Annotated in this window: 6 protein-coding genes and 1 pseudogene; 5 read left to right on the plus strand and 2 right to left on the minus strand. The window is 53.8% G+C overall.

Annotated features, from left to right (window positions below; genetic code table 11):
- The first annotated feature begins 88 nt into the window (after positions 1 to 88).
- From AC6IZD_RS19275 to AC6IZD_RS19290, 4 genes are all read left to right on the plus strand, one after another.
- Entirely contained in the window at positions 89 to 3496 is a 3408-nt protein-coding gene (locus AC6IZD_RS19275; RefSeq protein ID WP_497785313.1) for a carboxypeptidase-like regulatory domain-containing protein, read from the plus strand.
- 149 nt (positions 3497 to 3645) lie between these two features.
- Positions 3646 to 6093: a glycoside hydrolase family 66 protein gene (locus AC6IZD_RS19280; RefSeq protein ID WP_497785315.1), complete on the plus strand. Its 2448-nt coding sequence runs from the start codon at positions 3646 to 3648 to the stop codon at positions 6091 to 6093.
- Between the two features lie 65 nt (positions 6094 to 6158).
- Positions 6159 to 8441 carry an MGH1-like glycoside hydrolase domain-containing protein gene (locus AC6IZD_RS19285; protein ID WP_497785317.1) on the plus strand — a complete coding sequence of 761 codons (2283 nt, stop codon included), beginning with the start codon at positions 6159 to 6161 and terminating at the stop codon, positions 8439 to 8441.
- Positions 8398 to 10308, plus strand: a complete 1911-nt coding sequence (locus tag AC6IZD_RS19290; protein WP_497785318.1) for a glycoside hydrolase family 66 protein — start codon at positions 8398 to 8400, stop codon at positions 10306 to 10308. Before AC6IZD_RS19285 ends, AC6IZD_RS19290 begins: the two co-directional genes overlap by 44 nt.
- Positions 10309 to 10426: 118 nt before the next feature.
- Here the strand turns inward: AC6IZD_RS19290 and AC6IZD_RS19295 are convergent.
- Positions 10427 to 10611 (minus strand): annotated as a pseudogene (locus tag AC6IZD_RS19295) (acyl-CoA-binding protein).
- A 451-nt stretch (positions 10612 to 11062) separates the two neighbouring features.
- On the opposite strand from AC6IZD_RS19295, the gene AC6IZD_RS19300 reads away from it, so the two are divergent.
- Positions 11063 to 11512, plus strand: coding sequence for a GatB/YqeY domain-containing protein (locus tag AC6IZD_RS19300; RefSeq protein WP_497785319.1), 450 nt, complete (start codon positions 11063 to 11065; stop codon positions 11510 to 11512).
- 62 nt (positions 11513 to 11574) lie between these two features.
- On the opposite strand, the gene AC6IZD_RS19305 is transcribed toward AC6IZD_RS19300, so the two are convergent.
- The gene (locus tag AC6IZD_RS19305; protein ID WP_497785321.1) at positions 11575 to 12186 is read right to left on the minus strand and encodes a ribonuclease HI family protein; all 612 of its coding nucleotides are present in this window, start codon (positions 12184 to 12186) and stop codon (positions 11575 to 11577) included.
- Positions 12187 to 12242: the final 56 nt, after the last annotated feature.

Below are 12242 nucleotides of genomic sequence, written 5' to 3' on the forward strand. Positions count from 1 at the left end.
TGCTCTCCATATCTTTTGCGATTAGAAAAGACGAGGTGCTGAGAAGTAGTCAGCAGTCCTCCCGCCCGTCTTCTCACTTGGAGGCTGAATGAACCTTCGAATAACAATTCTCCTCGCTGTGGTCTTGGCAGCATTCGTTCCGGGCTGGGCGCAGATCGATACAGGGTCCATTGTTGGCTCTGTCACAGACTCGTCCGGGGCGGTTGTACCCAGTGCGACACTCACGGTCACCAATCAAGGTACGCACACGACGCAAGCCGTGAAGACCAACGCACAGGGACAGTATCAGGTGCTCGCTCTAATCCCAGGAGTTTACTCCCTAACTGCGAAAGCCCAGGGATTCGCTCCCCAGACTTTCTCCAATGTCCGCATCGACGTTCAGTCGCGTGTGGCGCTCAATGTGAAGCTAAAGATTGGCACGGATGAGCAACAAGTAGTTGTCTCTGAGACTGAAACCCAATTGGAAACACAGTCTGCCGATCTGGGCACGGTTGTCGATACCCGCACGATCAACGAACTTCCTCTGAACGGCCGCAATTATGCGCAACTCGCCCTGCTTGAGGCGGGCGTAAACAAGTACTACTCGGGGCCGAATGAAACGGCCGATCGTTTCAGTGTCAACGGAAACTCCGAACTTTCAAACTTCTTCGCACTTGACGGCGTGGACAACAACTCCAACTCCACCAACCTAGAAGAGAGCACGACTCAAGCTGTCCAGCCTCCTCCGGATGCGCTGGAAGAATTTCGGATTCAGACCCGCGTTTACTCGGGGGAATTTGGTAACTCCGCTGGCGGCGTCGTGAATGCCTCCATCAAGAGCGGTACCAACCAGTTCCATGGAGATGTTTGGGATTACCTCCGTAATGAAGCGTTCGATGCGAATAACTTCTTCGACAAGCGCCGGGGCAATCCGCGGGCACCACTGAAGCAGAACCAGTTCGGTGGCACCATCGGCGGTCCGATTTACCGCGATCGCACCTTCTTCTTCGCGGATTTTCAGGAAGTATTGATTCACACCCGTTCCACCCAGACGGCAACGGTTCCGACTCTGCTTATGAAAGGCAAGTCGCCGCTGGCGCCCGGAGTGTTCGACTTCAAAGAACTCAATATGAACGGAGCTACGCTTCGTTCCATCGTCCCTGGGCAGGAAAACTGCTTCAACGGAACCCAGATGGTTGCTACATGTCTGGACCCCGTGGGCGTGAAACTTCTGCAGGCGTATCCTGATCCAAACATCCCTTCGGAAGTGGCGAAAGCCGGAATAGCCAACAGCTTCGGAAACTCCAACTATCAGTACATAGTCTCTACTCCAAACACAACGTGGTCGATGGATTCGCGTGTGGATCACGTGATCGATCCCAAGAACCGCGTTTATGGTCGTTACAGCTACTTCCACTCAAAGGGTGTCAACCCGCAGTGGACGGCTGATCCTGTCATCGGCAGCAGTAACTTCGCAGCAGATACTCGTACTCACGGCCAGTCAGCAGTCGCATCATGGATCTACACTCGTTCGTCTTCGCAGTTGAATGAACTTCGTATCGGAGCCAACCGCATATTGGCTGCTAATGATCCTCCGGGAAATCTTCCGTTGGGACAGTCCGCAGCTGGGAACTATGGCCTCACTGGCGTACCGGTGAGTGCATATACCTACGGCTTGCCTCCAATTAGCGTTTCCGGTCTTCAGACCCTTGGTGGTTCCAGTTGGCGTCCGCAGCATCAGGTATCGCAGGTTTGGCAGTTGCTCGACGACTTCAGCTGGCTGCATGGCCGCCACAGCTTTAAGTTCGGCTATCAGTATCACCGCATGACGAACTCGTTCCTTGACATCCAGAACCCCCAAGGCAGCATGGGTGCTTCGGGACAATACTCCAGCGGGCAGGTTTCCGGCGCTACTGACCTCCTGCTTGGTGACATGAACAGCGCTTCGTATGAGTCTGTAGTTGTTCCTCACCTCTATCAGCCGGGACACAGTTGGTATGCCCAGGATGTGTGGCGTGTGACTGACAGACTGACCGTCACAGGTGGTCTGCGTTACGAACTCTATTCGCCTCTGCTTGAGCGCGATCACAAGATTGCCAACTTCAGCCCGCTGAATGGCGGCGCTATAGTGACCGCAAATCCTAAGGACAACAGTTGGTATGGCAAGTCAATGGTCAACGCCGACCTGAATGACTTCGCTCCTCGCCTTGGATTCACATACCAGGCCGAACCTAAACTGGTGGTGCGTGGCGGATACGGCATCTTCTATCAGCATCGCGACCGCTTTGGTTCAGAGAGTATCCTGAGCCTCAACGCTCCTTTCGTTGTGCAAGCGTCTCTCTCTCAGGCGAATGGAAGCACAACACCGGCCTTCGTTCTTCATAATGGCTTCCCCGGCACATCTCTTGTGGCAAATGCTGGCGTTTTGCCTGCTCTGTACACGTTACAGATACGTGGTGCTGACCCCAACATGCGCACGTCGTATGTCAGCCAGGCTAGTTTCGGCACGGAACTCCTCTTGGCTCCGCAAACGACTCTTAGCATTGACTACGTCGGGAACTTTGGGCATAAGATGGGCCGCATTGTGAACGCCAATCAGGGGCAACAGGTGTGGAACGCTGACGGCAGCTACGCTGGAGCCGCATTCCAGTACCAGAACCTGATCAACTGGAACGGAGTCGGAACGCAAAACCCACATTGGTTCACCACGTCGAGCTTCCTGGAGTACATGAAGCATGACGGAAACACCAACTTCAACAGCCTGCAGGCCGCCTTGCACCACAACATGACCCATGGGATCCAGTACGGTGCGAGTTACACCTGGAGCCACAGCATTGCGGACTTCAATGTTCCAATCAACGGCAATTACGTTGGGCAGAACGCCTATTGGAATCAGCGTGGCGAGCGCAGCGACCAAACGCTCGATGTGCGCCATCGCTTCTCCGGTAACCTGCTGTTCAAGTTGCCATTTGGAGAACATGGTCGCTATTTGCGAGACCAGCGCATCCTGAAGAACGTGGCCGACGGATGGCAGATCAACACGATCGTTAGCCTGCAGACCGGAAACCCGTTCACTATCTACGGTGATCAGGGCGACATGACTGGAAACCATGATGGATATGCCGACTGCATTGGCGATCCGTTCAAGGGTGCCACCAAGGACCCGCATCGGTACGTCGTTGATGGAGGAGGATTCTTCATCAATCCCGCAGCCTATGGGAATCCCACACGGGATTCAAACCTGGGACCTGCGTACGCCTATGGACACTTCGGTACTTGCCGTCCGTACAGCGCGCATGGACCTGGTTTCCGCAACACGGACCTGAGCCTATTCCGCAGCTTCCAGGTGCATGAATCGGTTCGTGTCGAGTTCCGCGCAGAGGCTTTCAATGTGTGGAACAACGTCAACTTTGGCGCACCGTATGGTTACATCGGCAACACGACTGCATTCGGTACTGTTTCGAGCACCGTCGGCAGCCCGCGCAACCTGCAGTTCGCGTTGAAGATTTTCTACTAACAACCATTGCTCGGGGCGGTGAACTCTTCATCGCTCCGAGCGCCTACTCCGCTGTGTACTGACTCATCATTGCTGTCGGTCAGTCTATGCCTGCATGTCTTGTTATTGATCTCGCAGAGTTCAGAGCTCGACTTTGGAGAGCCTTAAAAATGTTCAGCACTGGGTTCGCTCCGGCACTTATAGCAAGTCGCAAGATATGGTCGGTCCTCGCCTTCTTTGGAGTGCTAATTCTGCTGGTTGCCGGGTTTGGGTGCGGCGGAAGTGGTGATTCTTCGCAAACTGTCACCCCGACCGCGCCAGCGGCTCCGAAAGCGCTTTCAGCTTCTGCCGGGAACGCCAGTGTTTCACTCAATTGGTCCGCGAGCGCCGGTGCAGAATCCTACAACGTGTATCGTGCTACGAGCGCGGCAGGAGAGGGTAGCACGCCTCTGAAGGCGGGCATCGCGAGTACGAGTTATTCGGATTTGGGGCTGTCCAACGGCACAACCTACTACTACAAAGTTGCGGCAGTTAACACTGCCGGAACTTCCGCACAATCTGCAGAAGCTTCTGCCACTCCGACCGCTCCAGCACCCGTCCCACCGACGCCAACCGGTCTTTCGGCAAGAGCAGGGAATGGGCAGGTCGCGCTCTCGTGGACAGCAACGAATAATGCTACCTCGTACAGTGTCTATCGTGCGAACACGTCTGGTGGTGAAGGCACAACCGCATACCAAAGCGGCATCACCGCGACTCAGTTCACTGACACCGGATTGGTCAATGGCACTCAGTACTTCTATACAGTCGCGGCAGTTAATGTCAGTGGGGCGTCCGATCAATCTGGCGAGGTAAACGCAATTCCCTCAGCAGGACTGATAAGTGGCGTTGAAACGGATGCGGCTCGCTACGCTCCGGGAGCGACAGCTAAGATTTCTGTCACACTGAGCAACGTCGCGCTGACCGTTGCCGCTGGTGATGTTCAAGTTGCAATCACACATCTCGGCACACTGGTCGAGAATTTGCCATCACAATCGTTCAGCTTGAATTCGGGTGAAACCGCCCAGATGAGTTTTGACTGGACCACGCCGGTACACGACTTTCAGGGATATTCGGTCGAAGTCACGGCAGTTGACGCGACGCGGTCAGTGCTGGGGAGTATGAATTCGGCAATCGATGTCTCCTCGACGTGGACGAAGTTTCCGCGTTATGGCTATGTCGCGACGTATCCCTCGCAGTCGTCCTCCACATCAAGCAACCACATCGCCGCGCTGAATAAGTTTCACATCAATGGAGTGCAGTTCTACGACTGGCAATGGAAGCATCACATTCCGCTCGCTGGAAGTGTTTCCATTCCGTCAGCATCGTGGGTGCAACTGAATAATCAAACGAACTATCGCCAGACTGTACTCGATTACATCGATGCAGCGCATTCGTATGGCATGTCTGCCATGAACTACAACCTGGTCTACGGCGCGTGGGCAGACTATCGCACGGATGGAAGCGGAGTGAAGCCCGAATGGGGGCTGTACTTGGCGAAGAATGCTACAAGCCAATACAACGTCTCGTTCACCTCAATTGCGTGGGCCACTCCATATATCTACCTGTTTGATCCAGGCAATACGAACTGGCAGTCGTATCTGATCGATCAGGAATCGAAGGTCTTTCAAGCGTATCCGTTTGATGGATGGCATGCCGATCAGATTGGCCCTCCGGGAACTGTCTATAACTATTCCGGCCAGCAATTGACCCCCTCCAGCGAATACTCATCCCTGCTGAATGTGGCGAAGTCAACGCTGAACAAGACAGTGGTGTTCAACACCGTTGGCGGATACGGGCTTGCCGACGTTCTGTCTTCTGAGGACTTCGCATATGTTGAGTGTTGGCCGGTTTTGGGACAGACGACCTACAACGATCTCAAGGCCATGATTGACTCGGTTGCGAGCGCGAAGCCGGGAATCGGAGTGGTTCTGCCAGCGTACATGGACTACTCGTACGCGCAATCGAAGACCGGGGTATTCAACGCCCCGGGGGTTCTGTTAACCGACGCCGTAATTTTCGCAAGTGGTGCGTCACACCTTGAACTCGGCGGAGGTTCACAAGGCGTCAGCGGTGTTCAAATGCTCGACAATGAGTACTTCCCGAATACAAATCTGAAACCCACTGCCGCACTCCTACAAAGCCTTCGGAGTTACTACGATTTCGATGTGGAGTACCAGAACCTACTGCGTGGTGGGTTGGCGAACAATAACAACATCATCGAACTCACCGGAGTAAAAAGTAGTAACTCGGCAGTAGCGGGTTCGGTTTGGGCATTCTCGAAGAATGACTCGAACCGCCACATGATCAACTTCATCAACATGATTGGCGAATCGAGCATCAACTGGCGAGATGACAACGCTAATTGCCCGGTGCCAACAAGTCAAAGCAACATTCCAGTGAAGTACTACTACGGGTCCGGTGCAGTGGGCACCGTGAGTTGGGCTACGCCGGATTCTGGCAACGGCAGAATGGCTAGCCTTCCTTTTACGACGGGGCAGGACAGCCAAGGCAGCTATGTCGAGTTCACCTTGCCCTCGCTAGCCTATTGGGACACGGTGTACATCTCCGTTTCGCAGTAAGTCGCGCTCTTCCTCCTCCAAAGGGGGCGGCATACATTCTGTCGCCCCCGATTTTAAAAGCAATTATGGACGCCAACTATCGACCAGAGGAGTCGTTCGTGATCAATCACGATTTACATCCACAACGCACTATGGGTGTTGTCAACCGAGCATTCATTTTCGTTTTCTTACTACTTACTGCTATGTGTGCCAACGCTTTCGGAGAGAGCCCGCTTTATAAGTCGAAGAGCTACACAGTGTGGGCGGATAGGGTCACTGAGGGCTCATTTACCGCACAAGCGATTTCCCCTAGCGAGATAGTCTCCAACTATCCCTCGTCTGCCGGCGCGTCCCAGAGATCGTGGAAGGTCACTGGCGATCTTAGCCGCTATCCACGACTGCAATCCCCTGTGGCACTCACCGACGCTCTGTACAACTTGTCGTTGGATGAACTACGACAGGACACGAGAGCCGATGGCGCCTTTAATGCCGGCGCACAATGGCAAGGCGTGTGGACGAGAGATGTGAGTTACAGCATTCTTCTATCGCTCGCCGCAATCGACCCCGAAGGTTCCAAGAAGAGCCTGCGTATGAAAGTGAAGCGTGACCGCATCGTGCAGGACACTGGGACTGGCGGATCATGGCCGGTTTCAAGCGACCGCATGACTTGGGCCTTGGCAGCCTGGGAGATCTACCTTGTGCAGGGAGACCGCAGTTGGCTGAAGTGGAGCTATGACGTGATCGTGAACTCTATCCGAGATGACGAAAGCGTCGTCATGGATCCCGTGACGGGGTTGGCGCGAGGCGAGTCGTCATTTATGGATTGGCGCGAGCAGACGTATCCCCGCTGGATGCAGCCTGTCGACATCTACAACTCCGAATGCCTAGGAACCAATGCTGTTTACTATCGTACGTACCAGATTCTTGCAGCAATGGCACGGGAGCTTGGAGTTACTTCCAAGCAGTGGACGCAGAAAGCCAATGCGATCAAGGCAGCGATCAATCAGCACCTGTGGATAGATCGTCTCGGCTATTACGGGGAGTATCTGTATGGTCGCGAACATTTGGTGTTGTCACCGAGATCGGATGCGCTTGGAGAATCCCTTTCAGTGCTGTTTGATATTGCAAGCCCTGCCCAACAGGATCGGATCATTCAATCAACGCCAGTTATGGAATACGGCATTCCGACAGTGTATCCACAGAATCCCGGAATTCCTGCTTATCACAATCGGTCAGTGTGGCCTTTTGTAGAAGCCTATTGGACACTCGCTGCTGCCAAGCGTTCAGACAAAGCAGCAACCCTGCAGGGATTGGCTTCTATTTATAGGTCTGCCGCGCTGTTCGCGACGAACAAGGAGAACTTTGTAGTCGATACGGGCAATGCTGAGGGAACACAGATTAACTCTGATCGCCAGCTCTGGAGCGTGGCCGGGAACCTAGCGACTGTGTACCGAATCCTGTTCGGAATGCACTTTGAACTAGACGGATTACATTTCGCTCCTGTTATTCCGGCACCGTTCGCGAGCACTCGCACACTGTCGAACTTCCAATATCGAAGCGCGAACCTTTCTATCAAGGTAAGTGGCCACGGCGATGTGATAAAGCGTTTCATCCTCGACGGAAATGTCGCGAAGCCCTTTGTTCCTGCAACGCTGACTGGAGACCATAGCGTTGTGATCGAAATGGGAGAGCCTCTTCCGACCGTTGCTGACGGCCGCGTCGCGAAGCATCTCGTGGCGCCGGATACTCCGCAGGTCCGTGTGGAACGTCAGGGGATTTCATGGAATGCGGTAGAGAACTCAACAAAGTATCGCGTGTACCGCAACGGAAGAGCTCATGAGATTACGAGTGGTACGTCCATTGTGGTTAACCCAGGATCGAGCTTAACGCAGTACCAGGTTTCCGCCATAGGCAATGAAGGAGTGGAGTCGTTCTTAAGTGAGCCGGTTCGAGTCAATGCGGTCCCGATCATTGTTTCGGCTGTTTCCGATGGTGCATCCGTCAACGCGACGAAGTTCGTTGTGCTCGATCAGAAACAGAATCCCAATCTGATAGTGACCAGCAAGATCGCAGCAAAGGGCAAGTACAGCGTTGCCATCTACTACGCAAACGGAAGTGGGCCTATAAATACGGACAACAAATGTGCGATTAGAACCTTTTATGTTGATGGCAAGCGCATCGGCGTTGTCGTTTTTCCGCAGCGGGGTAGGGATGAGTGGAATAACTGGGGATGGAGTAACTCGTTGCAACTGTCATTAGGTTCCGGTAGTCATAGCTTTGAACTTCGCCTGCAGCCTGAAAATCTGAACATGAATGGAGAAGTAAATGACGTTCATATTGCGTCCTTCGCTCTATTCCCAATTGAATAACTATCGTCGCATTCGTGCACGGTGCATCTTCAACACTGACCGACTTCTGTGTATTGCGACGCTCGCTGCTTTAGCACTGTTCCCAGTTGTTGCGGCTGCAATCGACCGTCCAGCCCTGGCGTTAGATGTGACTACCGACAAGGGACGATATGCACCAGGCGAAGCGATTCACGTGCAAGTTGATTGCGATCGAAAATCATCAGAGTTGGGCTCAGTCCTGAATGTTGAGCTCAGATTGCTTGATCGAGCTGTCACGGTTACTGACGTGAAGAAGCAGCTATCACCGAGCGAACTCTCGACTGGTAAGTTCGAGATAACACTGTCTGCACCAAGTCCTGATTATCGAGGGTATCGGCTGGAACTCTCCGTTCGTAATGAACAAGGTGCTGTTATAGCTGATGGCAGTTCCGCAGTCGATGTCTCCTCGGACTGGCGCAAGTTTCCGCGATATGGATATGTGGCTCACTTTGATCCCGGAATTCCGGCCTCATCCTGGGTCGGCGAGCTTGTGAAATACCACATCAACGGCCTGCAATATTACGACTTCCAGTACAAGCATCATCTTCCGTCACCTCCTGCCGAATTGGTGAACGCGCAATGGCACGACATCGCGGGCCGAGTTACATCAGGAAAGACGTTGCAGGAGTTTCTTCGTGCGGCAAAGAGTCGGAACATGATGAGCATGGCATACAACGCCAGCTATTCCGCATACTCCGACGCATTTCATGACGGAAGTGGAGTGAAGCTTGAGTGGGCTACATGGCCGGACAAGAATGGTCCGCGAACCGAGGCTACTGTAAAGGCGTATCCAATGCCGGCCGGATGGTCCACAGACCGCCTGATCTACATGAATCAGGACGATCCTCGCTGGCAACAATACATAGGGATGCGAATGCAGGAATTGTTTACACGTTTTCCATTTGATGGATGGCACGTAGATAGTTTCGGCGTTGATGGCGCGTTCGACTATCGCGGAAACCCGGTCGACTTTTTCGGCGGCTTCTGGAAGTTTGCCAATGCCGAAAAAGATTTGCTGAAGCGGCCCATCCTGCTAAACACCGTAGGCGGCGGAGGACAAAAGCAGATGGCCAATTCGTCCGTCGAGTTCGTGTACTCTGAGCTTTGGCCTGAGGATCACCCAACTTACAAGAGCATCGCGGATGCAGCAGAAGAGATTCATGCCTCGAATCCAGAGAAGGGGCTTGTGTTTGCTGCATACCTTCATCGAGCGCTTTCTGACAGGCTCCAAGGTAAATCGCATTCCATAACGCAATTCAACGAGCCTGCTGTCCTGCTTGCAGATGCTACGATCTTCGCCTCGGGGGCTGCGCATATTGAATTGGGAGATGGCGATCGCATGCTTTCGAACCCGTACTTTCCTTCCGACTCTGCAATTACGGTCTCGCCAACTCTGCGGAAGAAATTGCGGAACTACTACGATTTCCTGGTGGCTTACGAGAACTACTTACGTGATGGGCTCGTAGCCACAGATCAGACTCCGAGTCTAGTCAATGTGAGGCAGAGTACGTCGGCAGATCCGGGCTCGGTCTGGACGATCACGAAGCAAAAAGGCAGCTGCACGACGGTGAGCCTGATCAATCTCACGGGCCAGACTGCCACGGATTGGCGCGATGACAGTATGAGCTATCGCGAGCCCCCTACCTTGCGGAACATCAACCTGCGAACTGCCGAGGCACGCCGCCCAATGTCGGCTGGGTGGGCCTCGCCGGACGTCGACTTTGGCTCATGGCATCCTCTAGAAGTTAGGACCAATGGCTCGTACTCAGAAGTGACCATTCCCGAGTTGCACTATTGGACGCTTTTGATTTTGCAGGATGGATTATCCCCGGAATGCAGTCATTTGTAATTTTGCAGATACTTTGGTGAATGACAACGGCGTCCAACTGCTCGCTCGTGCTTCATTGACATTTGCAAATGAAGCGCGAGCGACGTCGATGTAGTGTAATGCACAAGGCAGGGACGCTCTAAGGTTTCAAAGAACGCACGAGATCAACGTACTGCTGCATAGCTGCTTGGGCTGATGTGCCTTTTACCTTACTCCACGCCTCGAACTTAGCCTTGCCGAGAAAATCAAAAGCTCCGGAGCTTCGCCTTGGGCATCACCTTGAGTAGCCTGCTTGAAAAGTGCATACAGTTTGAGCATCGTCATTGTTCGCCCGCTGCGAGAGATCCTTTACGTTGTCTTGAGCTTTCAGAAACTCTTCATCCCAACTCGAGATGCGCGTCCTTTCGCTACGCAATCTTGCTACGAGAACTACATACGGTTAGGTCGCCCCTAGCTGAGAGCAGAGACAATATGAGCCAACCCTTTCAGTTGTACAAGAGCAAGGTCTCAACGGCCCACGGCGGCGTCGGCTGCCCGGCCCTCCGTCTCCTACTGGATTCTGTACTGGCTTCTATTGCGCGCAAGGAGAAAGAGAATCGTAGGAAGACAGCTTGATTCGACTGGGCTCTTACAATGCCGAGCAGTTAACTGCCAGATTGTGTGTTGTGAAATTGGTTGAAGTTTGGCCGCGGCGGCCAAACCTTAATGATAATCACTGCTGCCGCCTCCGCCGCCGCTGCTGCTGCTGCTGCGCGGTGGCGTATGATGGACGATCATGAGCATTACTAGCACGATTCAGAGTGACATTGTTGCGGCGATGAAGGCGCGGGAAGAGTTGCGCCTGTCCACTTTGCGGATGGTGAAGGCCGCGCTGAAGAACAAAGAGATCGAGAAGCGGTCGGCGCTCGACGAAAAGGAAGAAATGCAGGTGCTTTCGACGCTCATCAAACAGCGTCGAGATTCAGCCGATGCATTCACCAAAGGCGGCCGTGAGGAACTTGCGAAGAAGGAGTTGGACGAGATCACGTTCATCGAAGGTTATCTGCCTAAGGCGGTGGGCCCCGCCGAGATTGAGGCTGCGGTGAAGGCCGTCATTTCCGAGATGGGATCCCCGACAATGAAAGACATGGGAACGGTGATGAAGAATGTTATGGCTCGTTTCGCAGGCGCTCGCGTCGAGGGCAAGCAAGTGAGCGATGCAGTAAAGAAGGCGCTATCTGCCTAGGGCGCACTTACAGGAAAGAAAACGCGAGCCAATTGGCTCGCGTTTGTTGTCTGCGGGAAGGTCTACCTTGCTCGCCGCACTATGACGAAAACTCCGTCGGGAAATTTCTCACCCGTAAACTCCACAACTCCGTCGCGTACGAATCCGCGCAGTTCCTTGATGGCTTCGCGCTCTACTGGAGGTTTGGCGTAAGCGTCGGCATGATCGAGTGTTTTGCGTCCCATTCCGCGGTCCATCGCTTCGTTCGCGAGCCGGTCGGCATCTTTGTTCAGATGTCGCAGTACGTGGCGTATCTCGAAACGATCCAGTTTTCGAATCAACGAACGCGCCTCGTTGTAGATGGAGAGCAGGGCTTCGCTCCGTACCTTGTACTGGCCCTTGATCTGCTTCACCAACAACTCCGAGTCGCTGACGACCTTTACGGTCCCGTAGCTGTGTTCAATGGCGTATTCGAGCGCCGCGATCAGTCCGGAATATTCGGCGAAGTTGTTCGTTTGCACGCCAAGGAAATCGTTGAGCTCGGCAATCCGCTTACCTTGTGCGTCAGTGATGTAGGCTCCGTAGCCAGCAGGGCCGGGATTCCCTCGTGAGCCGCCATCGATGTGGGCCACCATCACCTTGCTGCTCGGAGCGGTGTCGGTCTCGGGGCCGTCGTTAAAAAGTCCGTATGACATAGCGCGAGTGTATCGCAAGTGCTGCCGCCGACTGCTTGAGGAAAACTCTACAGCTC

It is taken from the genome of Koromonas humicola (genome assembly GCF_059726255.1).

Excerpts from the sequence above, each read along its gene's own strand:
- AC6IZD_RS19285 (WP_497785317.1), top strand. The coding sequence starts at position 6,159 with ATGGACGCCAACTATCGACCAGAGGAGTCGTTCGTGATCAATCACGAT.
- AC6IZD_RS19300 (WP_497785319.1), top strand. The coding sequence starts at position 11,063 with ATGAGCATTACTAGCACGATTCAGAGTGACATTGTTGCGGCGATGAAG.
- AC6IZD_RS19305 (WP_497785321.1), bottom strand. The coding sequence starts at position 12,186 with ATGTCATACGGACTTTTTAACGACGGCCCCGAGACCGACACCGCTCCG.
- AC6IZD_RS19280 (WP_497785315.1), top strand. The coding sequence starts at position 3,646 with ATGTTCAGCACTGGGTTCGCTCCGGCACTTATAGCAAGTCGCAAGATA.
- AC6IZD_RS19275 (WP_497785313.1), top strand. The coding sequence starts at position 89 with ATGAACCTTCGAATAACAATTCTCCTCGCTGTGGTCTTGGCAGCATTC.
- AC6IZD_RS19290 (WP_497785318.1), top strand. The coding sequence starts at position 8,398 with ATGACGTTCATATTGCGTCCTTCGCTCTATTCCCAATTGAATAACTAT.